The sequence below is a fragment of the Terrabacter sp. 2RAF25 genome (genome assembly GCF_052115265.1).
Lineage (GTDB): Bacteria > Actinomycetota > Actinomycetes > Actinomycetales > Dermatophilaceae > Terrabacter.
This window is the reverse complement of the sequence record NZ_JBFRGJ010000002.1, coordinates 644,708-664,358: the sequence shown is the minus strand read 5'-3', so window position 1 is coordinate 664,358 and position 19,651 is coordinate 644,708. Positions and strand designations below refer to the sequence as shown.

Sequence of the window (19,651 nt, the reverse complement as noted above, 5' to 3'; positions counted from 1 at the left end):
TGGCTGGTCGCCCGCCGTCGTGACCGTCGCCCGCGCAGTCGGGCAGGAAGGACGCAGGGGAATCCTCATGTCTGACAAGCAGATCGACCCCCACATCCGCCAAGCGCTCGGGTCGTCCCTGACCCGCCGATCCCTCTTCGCACTCGGAGGAGCGGCCGCCGTGACCGGCGCCCTCGCCGCCTGCGGCAGCAATACCGGCCGCGAGCCCGCGGCGACCGGTGGCGCGAGCGGTGGCGGCGCCAGCGGCGTCACGCTCAACCAGTGGTACCACCAGTACGGCGAGGCCGGCACGCAGCAGGCGGTCGAGAAGTACGCCGCCGCCTACAAGGACGCGACGGTCAAGGTCAGCTGGAAGCCCGGCGACTACGACCAGTCAACGGCCGCCTCGCTGCTCACCGACGCGGGCCCCGACGTGTTCGAGTACGGCAACGGCCCGACGATCGACATGATCAAGGGGAAGCAGGTCGTCGACCTCACCGACCTGCTCGGCGACGCGAAGGACGACTTCAACCCGAGCATCCTCAAGCGGATGACCTACGACGGCAAGACGTATGCCGTCCCGCAGGTCGTCGACATGCAGCTGCTCGTGTACCGCAAGTCGATGCTCGACAAGGCCGGCGTCGCCCCGCCCCAGACCGTCGACGAGCTCGTCGCGGCGGCCAAGAAGCTGACCCAGGGCAACGTCAAGGGCCTCTTCCTCGGCAACGACGGCGGCGCCGGCCTGATGGGCGGTCCGATGCTGTGGTCGGCGGGCCTCGACTACCTCACCGACGACAACCAGTTCGGCTTCGACGACCCTCGCGCCGGCCAGGCCCTGGGCAAGCTGCGCGAGATGTGGGACGCCAAGGTGCTGCTTCTCGGCGCCCCCAAGGACTGGTTCGACCCGTCGGCCCTCACCGCTGGTCTCACGGCGATGCAGTTCACCGGCCTCTGGACCTTCCCCGACATCAAGAAGGGGCTCGGCGACGACTTCGGCGTCATGGCCTGGCCCGCCCTCGACGGCTCCGGCAAGGCGTCCGTGCCGGTCGGCGCGTACGGCTCGTGCGTCAGTGCCAAGAGCAAGGACGTCGAGGCCGCGAAGAAGTTCGTCAAGTACCTCTGGATCGACCAGACGAAGGACCAGCTCGACTTCGCCACCGCCTACGGTTTCCACATCCCGTCCCGCACCAGCCTCATCGGGCAGGCCACCACCCTCAAGGACGGCCAGGCCGCCGAGGCCGCCAAGCTCGCCACCGACGTCGGCCACGCACAGAGCCCGATCCTCTGGACGCCCAAGTGCGCCACCGCCTTCGGCGACGCGATGAACCGCATCGTCAAGGAGGGGGCCGAACCTATGGGCGAGATCGCGAAGGTCAAGGCCGTCGCCGAGCCCGAGCTCAAGCGGGTGCTCGCCTGACGGCCGAGGCCGGCCACCCGGCACCCGACCGGGCGACGGCCGCAGGGCGCACCACACCGCCGCGGCCGTCGCTCGATCGTCGGCTGCGCGGCCGTCAGGACGTCAACCTCTGGTTCTGGGTGTTCGTCGGGCCGTTCGTCATCGGTCTGGTCGTGTTCGTCTACGTGCCGATCCTGTGGTCGATCTACCTGTCGTTCTTCAACGCGTACAACACGGTGACGCCCACCGAGTTCGTCGGCGCCGGCAACTACCTCGACATGCTGCGCGACCCCGCCTTCCGCAGCAGCCTGGTCACCTTCCTCGCCTTCGCGGTGTTCATCGTGCCGACGACGTTCGTGATCTCGCTCAGCGCCGCGCTGCTCGTCGCGCGCACGCGGGTCATGCAGTCGTTCTTCCGGTCGGTGTTCTTCCTGCCGACCGCCTGCTCCTACGTCGTCGCCTCGTTGATCTGGAAGATGTCGATCTTCAGCGGCATCCGCTCGGGCCTGGCCAACGCGGTGCTCGGCTGGTTCGGCGCCGACTCGATCCCGTGGCTGAGCCTCGCCGACCCACCGTGGTACTGGCTCGTCATCGTCACCGCTCGCCTCTGGCTGCAGGTCGGGTTCTACATGATCCTCTTCCTCGCCGGCATCCAGCGGATCAGCCCGACGCTCTACGAGGCCGCGGCGATCGACGGTGCCGAGGGCTGGAAGGTCTTCCGCCACATCACGTTCCCCCAGCTGCGGGCGACGTCGACGGCGGTGCTCCTGCTGCTGCTCATCAACGCGTTCCAGGCGTTCGACGAGTTCTACAACATCCTGTCGACGTTCGGCACCTACCCGCCGTACGCCCGGCCACCCCTCGTCTACCTCTACTACACGGCCCTCGGCTCGGGCCAGGACTTCGGCCACGGCTCGGCCGGCGCGGTGATCCTCACCCTCATCATCGCGATCGTCGCGGTCGTGCAGGGTCGCATCCTCCGGCTCGGCGACAGGGGCGACTAGATGGCAATCGTCCGCAGCCGCAAGCAGTCCCGCCTCGTCGGGTGGGCTCGCTACAGCGCCCTGGTCGTCGCGGCGCTGCTCTTCCTCGTCCCGTTCTACCTGCTCGTCCGCAGCGCCTTCATGCGCGAGCAGGACCTCGGCTCGCCGGACTTCCACTGGCTGCCCCCGGTCTGGGAGACCTCCAACCTGACCGGGCTCTTCGACAACCCCGCGATCCCGATGGCGCGCAGTCTCGTCAACTCGGGCCTCATCGCCGTCACCCAGACCGTCGGCGTGCTCGTCATCTCGGGCCTTGCCGGCTACGGCCTCGCCCGCATCCCGTACCGCTGGTCCAACGCCGTCTTCTACTCGATCGTCGCGACGCTGCTCATCCCGGCGGCCGTGACGTTCGTGCCGAGCTTCGTGCTCGTCTCGACCCTCGGCTGGATCTCGACACTGCGCGGCCTCATCATCCCCGGGCTCTTCCAGGCGCTTGCCACGTTTCTCTTCCGGCAGTTCTTCCTCGGCTTCCCGAAGGAGATCGAGGAGGCGGCGTTCATCGACGGCCTCGGCTACTGGGGCACCTTCTGGAGGATCGTGGTGCCGAACTCGTTCGGCTTCGTCGCGGCCATCGGCACGATCACCTTCATCGGCACGTGGAACGCCTTCCTCTGGCCGCTCGTCATCGGCCGCGACCAGGAGTCGTGGACGGTGCAGATCGCGCTGTCGACGTTCCTCACGGCGCAGTCGGTGCAGGTGAGCCAGCTGTTCATGGCCGCGCTCGTCGCGATCTTCCCGCTGCTGCTGATGTTCCTGTTCCTCCAGCGCTGGATCGTCGAGGGCGTCGAGCGCACGGGCATCGCCGGCGACTGAGCGGAGTGTGGTGCCGCGTCGGGGTCAGCCCGACTTGGCGACGGTGAGCAGCACGGCGGAGTCCTCGAGCGCCTCGAGCGAATGGCGGGCCTGCGGCACGACGAGCAGGTCGCCGGGTGCGCCCTCCCACACGATCTCGCCGGCGCTCAGGCGCACCCGCCCGCGCAGCACCTGCACCGTCGCCTCGCCCGGGTTCTCGTGCTCCGTCATGGACTGCCCCGCCGCCAGGGCGACGACGGTCTGCCGGAGCACGTGCTCGTGCCCGCCGTAGACCGTGTCGGCGGCGCGGCCGCTCGAGGCATGCGTGGCGTGGTCGAGCAGCTCGCGGGCGAGGGCGGTCAGCGACGACTTCTCCATGCCATCACCATGGCACCCGTGACGGCGGCCGTCGACCGGTTCGCCGAGTGAGCGCCGCCGAGGACCGAGGGCGTACGCCGGGTGGTGCGCCCGCGGGTCAGCGCGCGCGGCGCAGGTGGTCGGGTGCCGGCATACGGCGAACGTCGACGCTCCAGAAGCGGATGACGAACGCATAGGCCGGCCCGAGCGTCACCCGGTGCTCGAAGCCCCCGTCCTCGATGGGCACGACCTCCGAGCCGACGACCTCGGCCGCGACCTCCACCGCCCGGTCGAGGTGGCGCCGCGTCGCGTGGAGCACGACCGCACCGACGTAGGTGAGGGTCGCGAGCTCGTGCCCGCGCAGGGCGTCGCCGGCGAGCAGCGTCCACGTGAACGAGTCCCCGGCGATCGACCAGTCCTCGACCTGGGCGGCGAGCAGGTCGATCGCCAGCAGGTCGCGGATGTCGTCGGGCAGCGGCGCCGGACTGCTCAGGCTCATGCAGACATCCTCCCGGACTGCTCCGTTTGCCAGTACGCCGCGCGGGGCGCTGCCTAGAATCAGGGCAAAGGGGACGAATGGCCAGTCCCCGGATCGGGGACCCGCATGTCTGCCCGCCGCCACCGCGCCGGAACCGCCGCGGCTGCCGCCGTGTTCATCGTCGCCCTGCTCCTGGTCGCGAGTCCTGCCGTCGCGCTCGCGCCGGCAGGCGCCGACAAGAGCAACGCCCGGGCCGTGACGACCACCACCGCACCGCTCTCACCCGGCCAGTCGGGCTGGGTCTCGGTGGTCTGGACCTCCGACCAGACGGTGACGGACTGGTCGACGACCGTCACTGCGCCGAAGGGTGTGACGGTGACGTACCCGACGACGCGCGGCGGTTCGGACACCTCGCTCTACGGATCCGACACGCTCGTGGGCACGACGAGGGACTTCACCTCCTTCAAGCTCAAGGTGCCCTACACGCAGACGTCGAGCTTCCAGGTGGTGCTCACGTCGAAGTACACCGTGGGCGTCGGCAACAACGTCAACGGCAACGGCAACGGGAACGGAGGGAACAACGGCAACGGCAACGGCAACAGCGGGGCGTTCAGCACCACGGCCACGGTCACGGTGCCGGTCCAGGCCGCCACCGGCCCCGCGTTCACGCAGCAGACGACCTCGCTCGGCATCAGGGCGGGCAGCAACGGGTTCGAGCGCATCGCGTTCGCCGGTGGCCAGACCGACCTCGCCGACTTCTCGGTCCGCCTGGGCGAGCTGCCGCCCGGCCTCGAGGTCGCCTACCCGGGCGACCGGTCCTCCAGCGGCCTCAACGGCGACACGACCCTCGTCGGCGGCAGCGTCGACTACGTCGGGGTGCGCTTCATCGCGACCGACCTCGAGCCGGGCACCTACTCGATCCCCGTGCTGATCTCGTACACCGCGGCCTCGGCCCAGACGCGCACCACGACCCTGACGCTCACCGCCTCCTGAGGACCCCTCGTGCCCATCCACGCGAATCTCGCCGCCCGTACGCCTCGCCTCGTCGCCGGCGCCCTCGGGGCCGTCCTCCTCGGCAGCGCCCTCGCCGCGTGCGGATCGGGTGGGTCCGGAGCGCCGCCGGCCGGAGCCAGCGGCGCCTCGAGCACGGTCCGGGCGAACGTCCCGGCCGACGCCCGCACCGAGCGGATCGCCGAGGTGGAGTTCGCGCGCCAGTGCGCCGTGGGCACGAAGAGCTTCCCCAAGGAGGCCGACATCGACGCCGACCTGGCGGAGCGACTGACCACGGTCGGCCTCAGCCACGTGGAGTGGAAGCAGTGGCACGACTCGCTCGTCGTCTCACCCGCTCTCGTGACGCAGCTGGCCGAGGTGAGTCGGGCGGGCTGCCCGAAGGCCTGAGACGGCTCGAGACGACCTGAGGCGACAGGCCCTCAGTCGAGGTCCTGGACGTCGGCCCGCCTGGCGATCGTCGCCGTCGCGCGCCGGCACGCGAGCACCGGGACGCGAGGCACGATCTCGTCGAGGAACGCGAACCGTCGCCGCAGCGAGCGGTGGTACGCGTCGCCGCTCGTGTCGCTGACGAGCGCGGTCCACCAGTCGGCGAGGTCACCCCAGCCGGGTGCGGCGAGCGACCCGCCGTACTGCTGCAGCGCCAGCCCCGCGCACAGGCTCGCGAACGTCATGCGCTGCTCGAGGGGCCACTCGGCGAGGGTGCCGACGAGCAGGGCGGCGCCGAAGACGTCACCGGCCCCGGTCGGGTCGACCTCGTGCACGCGCAGGGACGGCACCCGCACCTCCTCGCCGGTGCGGGCGTCGATGCCGAGGGCGCCGTCGGGCCCGTTGGTGACGATCGCGACGGGCACCCGGTCGGCGAGGGCGTAGACGGCCTCCACCGGAGTGCTCGTGCCGGTGTAGGCCATCGCCTCGACGGCGTTGGGCATGAAGACGTCGCAGCGGTCGAGCCGGTCGAGCACGTGCGGCGACCACTGCTCCTTGGGGTCCCAGCCGACGTCGGCGAAGACGAGCGAGCCGTTATCGCGGGCCCGGTCGACCCACGTCGGGCCGCTCGCGCCGAAGGCCTCGTCCTCGGCGAGGTCGACCATGATGGCGCGCGAGCGGGGCGGGGTGCCGATGAGCTCGCTCGCCGGGACGGGCGACGGGTGGCCGTGCGAGACCATGCTGCGGTCGCGGTCGACCGACATCGAGACGGTCACCGGGCTGTGCCAGTCGGCGAAGCGCCTGCTGCGGCCGAGGTCGATGCCCTCCTGCTGCTCGAGCGTGCGCCAGCAGAAGTCGCCGTAGTCGTCGTCGCTGAACGCCGCAGCGAGCCCGGTGCGCAGGCCGAGCCGGCGGGTCGCGACGGCGAGGTTCGCGATGCCGCCCGGGCAGGACGCCAGCCCCTCGGCCCACACCTCGGTGCCCGCCTTGGGTGCGCTGGGCATCCCCGCGAAGATCATGTCGAGGAAGACGGTGCCCCACACGAACACGTCGAGCGGCGGGTCGTCGTCGGTGCGACGCGACGCCAGCGGGTCGAACGACTGTCGATGAGGCACGCGCCCATGATCCCGCACGCGCGCTCGCGACTCACCGGGATTACCTGCCGCGTATGCCGTCCGGTGAGTCGATCGGCCCGATCGGGCGAGTGCTTCGCCCCACCTTGGTACGGTCCGAGGGTGGTGAGGCCATGAAGCTGGTGATCCTCGGCGGGGGTGGGTTCCGCGTGCCGCTCGTGCACGGCGCGCTGCTGCGCGACACGGCGCAGCGGCGGGTTACGCAGGTCGTCCTGCACGACACCGACCCGTCACGGCTCGACGTCATGCGTCACGTCCTCGCCGCCCAGGCGCAGGCGCACGTCGGCGCGCACCCCGACTCGCTGACCCCGCCGGCGGTCACGGTGACGTCAGACATCGACAGCGCGCTCGCGGGCGCGGACTTCGTCTTCTCGGCGATGCGCGTGGGTGGCCTCGAGGGGCGCACCGCCGACGAGCGCATCGCCCTCGGCCTGGGGCTGCTCGGGCAGGAGACCACTGGTCCCGGCGGTGTCGGCTACGGCCTGCGTACCGTCCCGGTCGCGCTCGACGTCGCCCGTCGCGTACGCCTTCTCGCGCCCAACGCGTGGGTCATCAACTTCACGAACCCGGCCGGCCTGGTCACGCAGGCGATGCAGTCGGTGCTCGGCGACCGCGTGGTCGGCATCTGCGACTCGCCGCTCGGCCTCGCCAAGCGTGCCGCCGGGGCCCTCGGCCACGACCTCGCCGACCTCGAGATCGACTACGCCGGGCTCAACCACCTCGGCTGGCTCACCGCCCTGCGCCGCGACGGATGCGACCTGCTGCCAGGGCTTCTCGCCGACGAGGCGGCGCTCGCAGCCATCGAGGAGGGGCACCTCTTCGGCACCGAGTGGCTGCGCGACCTCGGATCGCTGCCGAACGAGTACCTCTTCTACTACTACTTCACGCGCGACGCGATCGCCCAGATCGCCGGGGCGGCGCAGACACGCGGGGAGTACCTCGTGGCCCAGCAGGCCGAGTTCTACACCGCCGTCGCGACGTCGCCCGGTGAGGCCTGGCAGCGGTGGGATGCCGTCCGGCGCGAGCGCAACGCGACCTACATGCAGGAGACCCGCGAGAACGGCGTCGGCGACACCCATGAGCGCTCCGAGGCCGACGTCGAGGGCGGCGGCTACGAGGGGGTCGCGCTCGCGCTGATGGCTGCGATCGCCCGCGACGAGCCGGCGAGGCTGATCCTCAACGTGCGCAACCGGGGCGCCGTCGCGGGGCTGCCCGACGACGCGGTCGTGGAGGTGCCGTGCACCGTGGATGCCGCCGGGCCCGTCCCCGTCCGGGTGAGCGCCCTGCCCGGCCACGCTCTGGGACTCGTGCAACAGGTGAAGGCCGTGGACGAGATCGTCATCAGGGCGGCGACGGAGCAGTCGAGATCACTTGCGGTGCAAGCGTTTGCGCTCCACCCGCTCGTCGACTCGGTCACCGTGGCGCGCGAGCTCCTCACGGCATACGGGAGGCGGCTGCCCGGCTTCTACTCCGGGCTGACGTAGACGCGCCGGAGCACAAGTCGGGCAACGGTGGCCCGATCGCCGCCGCTCCCGGCAGGATCGGGGCATGCACCTCGACCTCAACGCCGACGTCGGCGAGTCCTTCGGGGCGTGGACCCTCGGTGACGACGCCGCAGTGCTCGGCGTCGTCACCAGCGCGAACGTCGCGTGCGGCTTCCACGCCGGCGACCCGCTCACCCTCCGCACCACGTGTGCCTATGCGGCCGAGCGGGGTGTCGTCGTCGGGGCGCAGGTCGGCTACCGCGACCTCGCCGGCTTCGGGCGACGCTTCGTCGACGTGCCGCCGGACGCCCTCGCTGCCGACGTCATCTACCAGCTCGGCGCCCTGTCGGCCATGGCCCACGTCGCCGGCACGAGGGTCGCCTACGTCAAGCCGCACGGCGCCCTCTACAACGCGATCGTCCACCACGAGGCCCAGGCCCAGGCGGTGGTCGACGCTGTGGTGGCCGTCGACACCTCGCTCCCGATCCTCGGCCTGCCCGGGAGCGTGGTGCTCGCACGGGCCACGGCAGCCGGGCTACGGGCCGTCAGCGAGGCGTTCGCCGACCGGGCCTACCTGCCGGACGGGCGGCTGGTGCCCCGGACCGAGCCCGGTGCGGTGCTGCACGACGTCGAGGAGGTGGCCGCGCGGGTCAGGCGGCTGGCGCTCGACGGTGTCGTCACGGCAGTCGACGGGACCGACGTCGGGGTGCGGGCCGAGTCGGTGTGCATCCACGGCGACACTCCCGGTGCGGTCGAGATGGCGCGTGCGGTGCGCCGGGAGCTCGAGGCGGCCGGCGTCGAGATCCGCCCCTTCGCCGGCTGACCGGGGCGACGATGGACGTGCGGCTGCTCCCGATGGGCGCGTCGGCCCTGCTCGTCGAGGTGGCCGACACCGACGCAGCCCTGGCTCTGCGCGCCCGCCTCTTGCACCTCGACGGGTCGGCGGGTCGGGGCGCGAGTGGCTCATGGGCCCCAGGGACGACCTCGGGGACGGCCGTCGAGCAGCTCGTCGTGGGCGCGCGGACGGTCCTCGTCGTGCTGCGTGACGCCGCGCGCCTGGACGAGGTGGGGCGAGCCGTCCTCGAGCTCGCTGCCGACCTCGACCCCGTCGCCGAATCGCCCAACGGCGAGACCGTGGAGATCGCCGTCCGCTACGACGGCGCGGACCTCGACGACGTCGCCCGGCTGACCGGGCTGTCCCGCCAAGAGGTGGTGCGGGCCCACACGGCCACCCCGTGGCGCGTCGGCTTCGGTGGCTTCGCCCCGGGCTTCGCCTACCTCGTCGGCGGTGACCCACGGCTGCGCGTGCCGCGCCGAACCGACCCTCGCACTCGTGTGCCAGCCGGATCCGTCGCTCTCGCAGAAGAGTTCAGCGGCATCTACCCACAGGACTCACCCGGCGGGTGGCAGCTGCTCGGGTCCACCGACGCCGTCCTCTGGGACCCCGACCGCAATCCGCCCGCGCTGCTCACCCCGGGAACGACGGTGAGGTTCGTCGACATCGAGGGATCGGGCGCACCCCGCGACGTCACGTCGGGCGCGACGACCGACCGCGTCACCGCCTCGGCTCCGTCGCAGACGGCTCCGGCCGATCGCCCACCCGGCACGGGGCGAGGCCTGGAGGTGCTCGCGACGGGGCCGCTGACCCTCGTCGAGGACCTCGGCCGACCAGGCCTCGCCGACGTGGGAGTGGGGCGTTCGGGCGCGGCCGACCGGGCGGCATACCTGCTCGGGCTGCGGCTCGTCGGGCACCTCCTCGGCGATGACGGCCCCCGAGAGGGCGAGGGTGGGAGTCCGCCGGCGCCGGCCTCTCTCGAGGTGACCCTCGGTGGCCTCGCCCTGCGGGCCCACGGTGACCTGCTGGTGGCCCTGACCGGCGCCCCGTGCCCGGCCGACGTCGACGGACGACCGGTGGCGCACGCCGCCCCCGTGCTCGTCGCCGATGGGCAGGTGCTCACCCTGGGCCGGCCGGCGACGGGGCTGCGCACCTGGCTGGCCGTGCGCGGCGGCGTCGCGGTGCCAGCGGTGCTCGGGTCGCGGTCGACCGACACGCTCTCGGGCGTCGGGCCGCCCGCGCCGACCGTCGGCGACGTGCTGCCCGTCGCTCCCGCGCCCCGGACGTTCCCGATGGTCGAGGCGGCGCCGCACGCCGGTCCGACCGGCCGGTCCCTCGAACCCGTCGTGCTCGAGGTCGAGCCGGGTCCGCGGGCCGACTGGTGCGACCTGGACGACCTCGTGGCCGAGGTGCGCACGGTGTCGGCGCGCAGCAACCGGGTGGGAATCCGCTTGGAGGGAAAGGTGGTCCGTCGCCAGCCGAAATACGTGAGGAGGGAGCTCGCCAGTGAGGGGATGGTGGTCGGCGCCGTCCAGGTGCCTCCCGGAGGGGAGCCCGTCGTCTTCCTCGCCGACCATCCGGTCACGGGTGGCTATCCGGTTGTCGCCGTGCTCACGCCGGAGGCCGTGGCCCGGGCGGCACAGCTGCGGCCCGGGCAGCGGGTTCGCTTGCGGTGGAATCGGACTCGTCGATGATGCACATCCAGGTCACTCGGCCCGGATCTCTCCTGACCCGCGTACGACGAGGGTCGGCTCGATGACGACGCGCCGCGAGGGTGACGTGTCGCCCGCGATGCGCGAGAAGAGCAGCCGGCCCACGTCCGCACCGATCTGGCCGACGTTCTGCCGGACCACGGTGAGGGCCGGGTCGAGGAGGTCGGCGAGGGGGAAGTCGTCGAAGCCGACGACGGCCACCCGGTGCTGCAGGCCGAGGGCCTTCAGGCCGCGCGCCGTGCCGGCGGCGAGGTCGTTGCGCGCCGCGAAGATCGCCGTCGGTCGCGTGCCGTCGCTGTAGAGCGCGCGCACGGCGCGCTCGGCGTCCTCGGGGGTGCGCACGTCGCCGACCTCCAGGAGCGCGTCGAGGGGGATGCCGGCAGCCACCATGGCAGCCCGGTAGCCGCGCAGGCGCTCCCCCGCCGTCTGGATCGTCGCGAGGTCGTGCAGCACCGCGATGCGGCGGTGGCCGTGCTGGATCAGGTGTGCCACCGCCCGGCGGGCACCGACCACGTTGTCGACGGTGACCGAGTCGGCGTCGATGCCGTGCGGCTGCCGGTCGACGAAGACCGTGGGCAGCCCGGCGCGCACCTCGGTCGCGAGGTAGCCGTGGTGCGTCGTGGCCGGCATGAGCACCAGACCGTCGACCCGACGTGCGACCAGGTCACGCACGAGGGCCCGCTCCCGGCCCTCCTCCTCGTCGAGGCTGGCCGCCAGGATCGCGGTCTGCTGCGTGCGTGCGACGTCCTCGAGACTGCGCAGCAGGCTCGCCGAGAAGCTGTTGCTGAGGTCCTGGAGCAGCACACCGACCGTGCCGGTGCGCCGGTCGTTGCGGCGCAGGTTGCTCGCGTGGACGTTGTGCGTGTAGTCGAGCTGGGCCAGCGCCTGCGCGACGCGTGTGCGAAGCGGAGCCGACACGCCCTCCTCGTCGTTGACGACCCGCGAGACCGTCTTGAGGCTCACGCCCGCCCTCGCCGCGACGTCCTTCATGGTGGCCCGCGCGCCTCGTGCTGCAGGGCCGGACCGGACGGGCGGATCGGATCGCGTGCCGGACGGTGGGTCGGACGTCTCTGTCACGGTGCGATGTGTAGCCGATGCCGGACGGCCCGGCAAGGAGCCACGGTCAGGTGCCGGTGGCGGACGAGCTGGACCGCGGCCGCGGACGCCAGCCGACCCGGGTGCCGGCAGGTGTCGCCACGGCCTCGGTGGAGGCGCCGTGCCCACCCGTCACGGCTGCCGGCGCCAGCACGCCCTCGGGTCGCAGCGGCAGGATCATGGCCACGTCGGCGCCACCCCACTGCGAGACGCCGAGCTGCACCCAACCGCCACGTCGCGTGGCCACGTCGCGCACCAGCGAGAGCCCGAGGCCCGTCTGCGACAGGTCGTCGCGCACGCCGTCCATCGTCAGGTCGGGTCCGTGCGTCGCTGCCGAACGCAGCAGGTCGCTGCTGAAGCCGCGCCCCGAGTCGGCGACGCCGACGGCGACCGCGTCCTTGAGCGGGCGGGCGTAGAGCACCACCGTGTCGTCGTCGTCGTCGGTGTAGCGCAGGGCGTTCTCGATCATCGTGTCGAGGCAGGCGCGCAGGCGCTCGCTCGCACAGGTCAGCACCTCGGCCGTGGGCTCGACGTGCCAGCGTCGGGTGGCGACGGCCGACCAGCGCTCGGCGGTCTGGCCGAGCAGGCTGTCGAGGTCGACCTCGGTCACCTCGAGGTCGGCCCCGAGGCGCATGCTGCGCACGAGGCGCTCGCAGACGCGGGTGAGGCGGGCCAGCTCCTCGTCGACGACCCGGAGGTCCTCGAGGTCCTGGGCCGGGCGGATCCGCTCGAGCATCATCTCGACGTAGCCGCGGGCAATGGTCAGGGGCGACCGCATCTCGTGCGACGTACGTAGCGTGAGCAGCTCGCGCATCGTCGACTCGGCGCGCTCGCGGGCGGCGCTCGTGGTGAGGTCGGCCAGGGCCTGCTGGCGCCGGCGCACGTGCCAGATCATCAGCGCCATGAGCAGCAGCATGAGCGGGATCTCGGCCGTCTCCTGCCACTCGAGCACGTCAGTCGCCGCCCGGTACACGATGATCGCGCCGGTCACGAGGGTGAAGACACCCAGACCGACCCAGGTGGCGCGCTGGCTCCACTGCTCGAGGCCGAAGCAGAGCGCGAACGTGGCCCAGGCGATGTGGTACGGCACGGTCTCGCTGCCAGGCAGCAGGATCATGAGCACCGAGCAGACCGCCGCGACGATGCTCCACGCCACGACCATCCGGTGGCGCATCACGGTTCCTCGTAGAGCCCGTAGCCGACGCCGCGCAGCGTCTCGACCGGGATGTCCTGGCCGAGCTTGCTCCTCAGTCGTCCGACACACACCTCGACGACGTTGCTGCCCGGGTCGAAGTCGAGGTGCCACACGTCGTGGAGCAGCTCCTCGCGACGGCACACCTGGCCCTTGCGTCGCATGAGGTGGGCGAGCAGGCTGAACTCGCGCTCGGTGAGCGACGCGCTGACGTCGCGGAAGGTCGCCCGGCGCCGGCCGAGGTCGAGGCGGATGCCGCCCGCGCTGAGGAAGCGGTCGTCCGGTTCGGCCCTCGTGGCACCGACGTTGCGGCGCACGCGGGCCAGCAGCTCGGTGAGGCTGAACGGCTTGGCCACGACGTCCACAGCCCCCCGGTCGAGGGCCTCGACGCGGGTGCCGACGTCGGTCACCCCGGACAGCACGATCACCGGTGTCGTGCCGTGCCGCTCGTGGATCGCCTCGAGCACTGTGAGGCCGCTCGCGCCGGGCATCACCAGGTCGAGCACGACGAGGTCGACGTTCGTCACCGCCAGCCGGTCGATGGCAGCACGGGCCGTCGCCGCCGTGATCACCGAGTGCCCCTCGGACGACAGCGACCGCGTCAGCAGCCCCCGCACGCGCTCCTCGTCGTCGACGACCATGACCTTGGCCATGTCGGCTCCTTCCCCCTAGCAATCCCCCACGCCATCCCCAAGCCTGCGGACCAGTAGAGCAGGGCGAGGACACCGTCGGAAGCGATGCCGGAGAAGTCCGTTTTGCGAAGCGGACGAGAGAGGGCGAAACGGGACAGGTGCGGGCAGCAACCTGACGGAAACATGACAGGCGCCTCAAAGGCGGCTGACGCGAGGGTGAGCCCTCGCGCACCGGTCGCGTGACAGTTCGCTGAGCGGACGAGCGATCCCGCCGCGAGGCCGCGAGCGGCGGTGCGACGGTCGCCTGACGACGGGCTCGCACGGGGCCCGCTCGGTCCTCAGATGGGGGTTGCCGTGATCTCACCCAAGACGTCCAGGCGCTCGTTCTCGCTCATCGCCGGTCTCACCGCGCTCGCGGTGTCCGTCATGGCGCAGCTGGGCGGCCCGCTCGCCGCAGCGGCCGTCGCCGTCCCAACCGCTGCCGCCGTGGCGCCTGCGGCTGCTGTGGCGCCCGCCCTCGCGCCCGCGGTCACGACGGTGGGCCCCTGCTCGACGACGAGCGCCGTGGGCAAGGGATGCATCTCCATGACCGTCAAGAGCGCCCGGAGCGTCAACACCGGGCCGGGCTTCATCCAGAAGGGAAAGGCGGTCAGCGCCTACCACTGGATGATCAACGAGGACAGCACCGGCAACCCGGGCACCGACGCGGGTCCCCTTCTCGACCAGTGCCTCCCGTCACGCGCTCCCGGTGGCAGCCCCAAGCCGTCGTCGACGACCCCCGGCGACCCCACCGAGCCGTACGCCGACACGTGCCCCTGGCCGTCGGTGCGCACCACCTCGGGCTTCGCGAAGATCGTGGCCCAGGGTGACGAGACCGACCTCTCCGCCGCGACGAAGCTGCAGGGTCTCGCGCCCGGCAAGTACCTCGTCTCCGTGACGGCGGACGGCTACAAGATCGACGGCGCGCACTTCTCCGTCGTCGATGGCCGTGAGACCGCGGTGGCCGTGCAGATGCAGCCGCTGCCGCTGCCGCTGGCCACCATCAAGATCCAGGTCTTCGACGACAGCGTCCCCGCCGACGGCACCTACGAGGCCGACGCCGAGCGGGGCCTCGCCGGCTTCACCGGCAACCTCACCGACGTGCTCGGCCCCGTGACGGTCGACTACTACGGCAACGCCCTGTGCACCGTCTACCTCCACGACTCCGCGGGGCGCGTGCGCTTCGACGCCGGCAAGCCGCTCGTCGACACCGCCCACTCGACCGGCAAGTGCACCAGCGATGCCTCCGGCGTCATCACGATCCCCAACCTCGGCCCGAACCGCTACGGCGCCACCGTCTCACCGCCCGCCGGCCAGTCCGGCTGGGTGCAGACGACGACGCTCGAGGGCGGTCACGACCATGACATCTGGGTCCAGGAGGGCGACACCGGCCTCGACACCGAGTTCATCAAGGGCGCCGAGCCGGTGCCGGCCACGCAGTTCGGCTTCGTGCGGGTCAAGGCGCTCCCGGCATCGACCGCCACCGGCGAGATCAAGGGTGTCGTCGTGGCGGGGCTGCCCTACATCGGCGGCCAGAACGGCCAGGTCGTCCCCGAGACCGGGTGGGCGGGAGCCAAGTCCGCCGGGCCCATCGCCTCGCCGTGGGTCGCACTCTCCGACCTCGACGGCGGCGACGCCGTGGTCTACGCCGGTCGCGGCGCGGCCAACGGCACCTTCGACATCAAGCACGTCCCCGACGGCACCTACCAGCTCACCCTCTGGGACGACGCGCAGGACTACATCCTCTGGAGCTTCAACGTCGAGGTCTCCGGCGGCGAGCTCGTCGACGTCGGCAACAAGATGCTCGTCGGCTGGTTCACCCACGTGCGCGGCACCGTGTTCGTCGACGACAACGGCAACGGCAAGCGCGACCCCGGCGAGCAGCCGGTGCCCGGCTTCACCCTGACCGTCCGCGAGCGCGACAACACGCTCATGGACCAGTACACGAACCTGACGAACACCGGCGACGACGGCACCTACGACATCAAGGAGGGCTACCCGCTGGGCAAGTGGCTCGTCCTCGAGGCCTTCAACACCCGCTACCGGACGACCGGCGTCACCTACCAGGCCGACAACGAGGACACCGAGACCACGCAGCTCGGCGGTCTCGTCGACATCAACTTCCTGCCGATCATCGGCCTGTCGGGTCGCATCGACTGGGGTGTCGAGCCGTATGCCGCCAACGAGAACGGTGGCATCGCGGCGACGGTCTCGTACGACACGACGCGCAACGAGCTCGACCCGGCCGACGCCGTCAGCGAGGACTACCAGCCCGGCATCCCCGACGTGAAGGTGCACGTCTTCCCGACCGTGGCCTGCACGGCCACCACCGTCGAGGACAAGGCGAACGCGTGCCGTCAGGGCAAGGCGATCGTGCCCCTGTCGGTGCCCAACCCGGCCTACGACGCCGTCACGAACCCCAACGTCCCCAAGACCGTCAAGAATCCCGACCCGAAGCGCGGTGCCATGCTCACGGGCCCGGAGGTCCAGCCGGCCTACACGAGCGAGGAGTGGGCCCCGCCGCGGGGCTGCACCGCCCGCCAGTGGGACGGCACCCCGCTGACCGACCAGCTCGCCCTGCCCGAGTCCGGGACCGACGCGAACAACCTCTGTGTCGAGGCGCCGATGATGGGCGTGCAGGTGGGCGCCTCGGACACCAGCACACCGGATGCAGCCGGCCAGACCGTCAACGGCAACTACGGGTTCGGCAACCTGCCGGCCGGCGACTACATCACCAAGGTCGACGTGCCGAACGACCCGGTCGACGGCAAGCCGATGTACCAGGTGACGCGTGAGGAGGACGTCAACGTCTTCGACGGCGACAGCTACCTCACGCAGGAGAACTTCCCGCCGACCACCGCCGAGGCGACCGCCGGCGACCCCGGCACGGGCAAGGACCCGCTGCCGCCGACGCAGCCCCCGTCGCAGGGTCCCGGCATCATCTCCTCGTGCGCCGGTGCGTTCCACACCGTCCGCGTCACCGACCAGGCCTTCCTCGCCGGTGGCGGCAGCCCCTTCGAGGGCCAGGACCGCCCGCTCTGCGACGCGAAGCTCGTCACCGTGCGCAGCGGCCAGACCGTGGCGCCCAACTTCAACCTCTTCACGCCCGTCCCGATCCCGACGCACTTCTGGGGTCTGACGATCAACGACCTGGGGCTCGCGCTCGACAAGCGCAGCGCGAACTACGGCGAGGCGCAGGGCCTGCCCCACGTGCCCGTCGGCCTCTACGACTGGAGCGGTCGCCTCGTCGACACGACGCACACCGACTTCAACGGCTTCTACGAGGCGCTCGAGCCCTCGACCGGCACCTACAACTGCCCGGTGCCCGCCGGCCCGTGCCCGAACATGTACCGGTTCACCGGCAACGACCCGGGCGCACCGGGTGACCCCAACCCCGACTACGACCCGGGCTACCGCACCATCAGCACGAACTTCCAGGGCTGGCCCGGCCTCTACACGGTCACCGACACCGCGCCGACCCAGGCTGCCGCGACGGTGCTCGCCCCCGGGACCACCGCGTCGAACCCGGCACGCTGCAACCTCGGCACGACCGACCCGCAGCTGTTGGCCGTCGACCACCCGTACGTGCGTCCGGTCACCGCCAATCCCGGCACCGGCCGCGTCGTCACGGTGACGGGCGCCGGCTTCGGGGCCACCCGCGGCACCATCACCCTGACGAACAGCGCCGGGCAGAACGTGCCGCTGCCCATGACCTCCTACGGGCCGTGGTCCGACACGAAGGTCGCCTTCACCGTGCCGAACGCCGTCGCGGCAACGCTGACGACGCCCGCCACCCGAGGCGCCCTCAAGGTGTCGATCACTAACGCCACCTCCAAGCGCTCCTCCTACAACGGCATCACCATCTGGAACCTCGGCGCCGTCCCGACGACCTCTACGGGCTCGAACCCTTCCAAGGAATTCAACCCGCGCGTCGTAGAGGTCGGTCCGGGCAAGCAGTTCTCCACGGTCCAGAAGGCACTCGAGTATGCGGCCCCGACGTCGGCGTGGAAGTACTGGCTCGTCGTGGTGTGGCCCGGTGCCACCTCGTCGACCAACCCGCGCGGCGAGTACAACGAGAACCTCCTCGTGCACCACCGCGTCGCGATCCAAGGCGTCGGCCCCGGCGGCTTCACCACCAACGCCGACGGCTCGACCCGTTGGGTGCCCGGCTCGATCATCGACGGATCAGGGTTCAGCCCGGACCTGAAGGCGGGGCAGGACTGGATCAGCCTCCTGGGCTCGCTGACCTACAGCGGCGAGCGCGACGTGCCCGACGCCGCGACGATCACCCTGCTCGACGACCCGCGGGCACCCGTGAGCGACCCGGCATACCCCGTGGCCATCGACGGCCTTCAGGTGACGGGCGGCTCGCAGGCCGACTTCCCCGGCAACGTCAACGTCCTGACCGGCCGGGTCACGACGCCCTACGGCGCCAGCGGGGCCCTCGTCACCCAGGGCGGCGGCATCTACCTGCACAACAACAACCGCAGCGTCCGCATCACCGACAACCTCATCACCGGCAACAGCGGCAGCTACGGCGGAGGCATCCGGGTGGGAACGCCCTACACCGGCGACAACCGCAACTACGACACCCTCATCGCCGACAACCAGGTGCTCAACAACGGCGGCACCAACCTCGCCGGCGGCATCGGCCTCTTCACCGGCAGCGACGGCTACAAGGTGCAGCACAACGCCATCTGCGGCAACTTCTCCGCGGAGTACGGCGGCGCGCTGACGGCCTTCGGCTACATGTCGAACCCGAGCGGCAGCAACGGGGGCACGATCTCCGGCAACACCGTCTGGTTCAACAGCTCCTACGACGAGGGCGGGGCGATCATGCTCGCCGGCGAGCTGCCCTCCACGCCAGCGGGACTCAGCCCCGGCACGGGGGCGGCAACGATCGACGGCAACGTCATCGACGCCAACCTCGCGAGCGACGACGGCGGCGGCATCCGACTGCTCCAGGTGGCCGGCTCGCACGTCACCAAGGCCGACCCGCAGACGATCGCGATCAGCAACAACACGATCAGCAACAACGTCTCGGCCCACGAGGGCGGCGGCATCGCCCTCGACGACGCGCCGTTCGTCACCATCGTCGACAACACCGTCGTGGGCAACCTGACGACGGCGACCGCGGTCACCTCCGACGGGCAGGCCGCCCCGGCAGGCCTGTCGACGGGACCCAACAGCTACCCGCTCATGGACCGCCTGAACAGCAGCGGCTCTCGAACGGACTCCACGTTCGCGTTCCTGAAGGTCGAGCACCAGTCGACGTTCAGCAACCCGGTCCTGCTCGACAACGTCTTCAACGACAACCGGGCCGGCACCTTCATCGGCGGCTACGTCTACGGCATCGGCGGCACCCTGCCCGATGGCAGCGCCAACTCCTCCGACACCTGGGACATGGCAGTCGTCGGAGGCGCAGCCGGAGATCTGCTCCACCCCGTCTCGAGCGTGCTGCAGACGGCGACCGGCACGGACCGTGGGCAGAACGTGACGTTCACCGACACGGTCGGCTTCGTCGACCCGACGCCCGAGCTCACGGTCACCGTGCTGGCAGCCCGCACGTTCCCGGCCTTCCGCGAGGCGGCCATCGTGACGGCCCTCCTGCCACCCCGGCTCCGCGCGGACTACCACCTCACGGGAGCGGGCTCGGCGGCCTACAACCGAGGCGCGGCGAGCACGACGGTGAACTTCGGCAGCCAGACCGCCGTCGGGGTGACCGCCCAGTGGAACGTCGCCGTCAACGCAGCCGCGCGCGACATCGACGGCCAGGCCAGGCCGACCGGCACCCCACGCCGGTACGACGCGGGATCCGACCAGTTCGGCCCCTGATGGTCCCCCAGACCCCGGGGCGCTTCCTCCCTGGCCTGAAGTCCCCCTCTAGGCCGTCTCCCTTGCGCCCCGGGGTCCTGGGACCCACCACCCGGACCCAACACCCGGACCCAACACCCGGACCCACTCGCAGCACACACCAGCCCTCTGCAGCACGACCCCAGACCGCACATCGTCCGGCCACGACGCCGGACCGACCTCAGGAGCTCCTC

General features: G+C 71.4%; 15 protein-coding genes. 9 read left to right on the top strand and 6 right to left on the bottom strand.

Annotated elements, in window-relative coordinates:
- The first annotated feature begins 67 nt into the window (after nt 1-67).
- From AB4091_RS06340 to AB4091_RS06330, 3 genes are all read left to right on the top strand, one after another.
- Entirely contained in the window at nt 68-1,396 is a 1,329-nt protein-coding gene (locus AB4091_RS06340; RefSeq protein ID WP_442290883.1) for an ABC transporter substrate-binding protein, read from the top strand.
- 119 nt (nt 1,397-1,515) lie between these two features.
- Nucleotides 1,516-2,379 carry a carbohydrate ABC transporter permease gene (locus AB4091_RS06335; RefSeq protein WP_442290882.1) on the top strand — a complete coding sequence of 288 codons (864 nt, stop codon included), beginning with the start codon at nt 1,516-1,518 and terminating at the stop codon, nt 2,377-2,379.
- Nucleotides 2,380-3,231 (top strand): carbohydrate ABC transporter permease, encoded by an 852-nt coding sequence (locus AB4091_RS06330; protein WP_442290881.1) that lies wholly within the window; start codon nt 2,380-2,382, stop codon nt 3,229-3,231. It begins immediately after the preceding gene.
- A gap of 24 nt (nt 3,232-3,255) precedes the next feature.
- On the opposite strand, the gene AB4091_RS06325 is transcribed toward AB4091_RS06330, so the two are convergent.
- Both AB4091_RS06325 and AB4091_RS06320 read right to left on the bottom strand, forming a co-directional pair.
- Nucleotides 3,256-3,588 (bottom strand): cupin domain-containing protein, encoded by a 333-nt coding sequence (locus AB4091_RS06325; RefSeq protein WP_442290880.1) that lies wholly within the window; start codon nt 3,586-3,588, stop codon nt 3,256-3,258.
- A 97-nt stretch (nt 3,589-3,685) separates the two neighbouring features.
- Nucleotides 3,686-4,066, bottom strand: a complete 381-nt coding sequence (locus tag AB4091_RS06320) for a hypothetical protein (protein WP_442290879.1) — start codon at nt 4,064-4,066, stop codon at nt 3,686-3,688.
- Nucleotides 4,067-4,171: 105 nt separating this feature from the next.
- Between AB4091_RS06320 and AB4091_RS06315 the strand changes: the two genes are divergently transcribed.
- Together AB4091_RS06315 and AB4091_RS06310 are read left to right on the top strand one after the other, a co-directional pair.
- The gene (locus AB4091_RS06315) at nt 4,172-5,038 is read left to right on the top strand and encodes a hypothetical protein (RefSeq protein ID WP_442290878.1); all 867 of its coding nucleotides are present in this window, start codon (nt 4,172-4,174) and stop codon (nt 5,036-5,038) included.
- 9 nt (nt 5,039-5,047) lie between these two features.
- Nucleotides 5,048-5,443, top strand: a complete 396-nt coding sequence (locus AB4091_RS06310; protein ID WP_442290877.1) for a hypothetical protein — start codon at nt 5,048-5,050, stop codon at nt 5,441-5,443.
- 32 nt (nt 5,444-5,475) lie between these two features.
- Here AB4091_RS06310 and AB4091_RS06305 read toward each other — a convergent pair whose 3' ends face one another.
- Nucleotides 5,476-6,597: a carbohydrate kinase family protein gene (locus tag AB4091_RS06305; protein WP_442290876.1), complete on the bottom strand. Its 1,122-nt coding sequence runs from the start codon at nt 6,595-6,597 to the stop codon at nt 5,476-5,478.
- A gap of 131 nt (nt 6,598-6,728) precedes the next feature.
- On the opposite strand from AB4091_RS06305, the gene AB4091_RS06300 reads away from it, so the two are divergent.
- The 3 genes from AB4091_RS06300 to AB4091_RS06290 all read left to right on the top strand — a co-directional run bounded on the left by AB4091_RS06300 (nt 6,729) and on the right by AB4091_RS06290 (nt 10,628).
- Nucleotides 6,729-8,099 carry a 6-phospho-beta-glucosidase gene (locus tag AB4091_RS06300; RefSeq protein WP_442290875.1) on the top strand — a complete coding sequence of 457 codons (1,371 nt, stop codon included), beginning with the start codon at nt 6,729-6,731 and terminating at the stop codon, nt 8,097-8,099.
- Between the two features lie 64 nt (nt 8,100-8,163).
- Nucleotides 8,164-8,922, top strand: coding sequence for a LamB/YcsF family protein (locus AB4091_RS06295; protein WP_442290874.1), 759 nt, complete (start codon nt 8,164-8,166; stop codon nt 8,920-8,922).
- A gap of 11 nt (nt 8,923-8,933) precedes the next feature.
- On the top strand, nt 8,934-10,628 hold the full coding sequence (locus AB4091_RS06290; RefSeq protein ID WP_442290873.1) for a carboxyltransferase domain-containing protein: 1,695 nt from the start codon (nt 8,934-8,936) through the stop codon (nt 10,626-10,628).
- A gap of 12 nt (nt 10,629-10,640) precedes the next feature.
- Here the strand turns inward: AB4091_RS06290 and AB4091_RS06285 are convergent, their stop codons facing one another.
- The 3 genes from AB4091_RS06285 to AB4091_RS06275 form a co-directional block, all read right to left on the bottom strand.
- A complete protein-coding gene (locus tag AB4091_RS06285) occupies nt 10,641-11,636 on the bottom strand; it encodes a LacI family DNA-binding transcriptional regulator (protein ID WP_442291394.1) in 996 nt (331 codons plus the stop codon).
- Nucleotides 11,637-11,769: 133 nt separating this feature from the next.
- Nucleotides 11,770-12,915: a sensor histidine kinase gene (locus tag AB4091_RS06280; RefSeq protein ID WP_442290872.1), complete on the bottom strand. Its 1,146-nt coding sequence runs from the start codon at nt 12,913-12,915 to the stop codon at nt 11,770-11,772.
- Nucleotides 12,915-13,586 carry a response regulator transcription factor gene (locus AB4091_RS06275; protein WP_442290871.1) on the bottom strand — a complete coding sequence of 224 codons (672 nt, stop codon included), beginning with the start codon at nt 13,584-13,586 and terminating at the stop codon, nt 12,915-12,917. Before AB4091_RS06275 ends, AB4091_RS06280 begins: the two co-directional genes overlap by 1 nt.
- Before the next feature lie 333 nt (nt 13,587-13,919).
- Between AB4091_RS06275 and AB4091_RS06270 the strand changes: the two genes are divergently transcribed.
- The gene (locus tag AB4091_RS06270; RefSeq protein WP_442290870.1) at nt 13,920-19,439 is read left to right on the top strand and encodes a hypothetical protein; all 5,520 of its coding nucleotides are present in this window, start codon (nt 13,920-13,922) and stop codon (nt 19,437-19,439) included.
- Nucleotides 19,440-19,651: the final 212 nt, after the last annotated feature.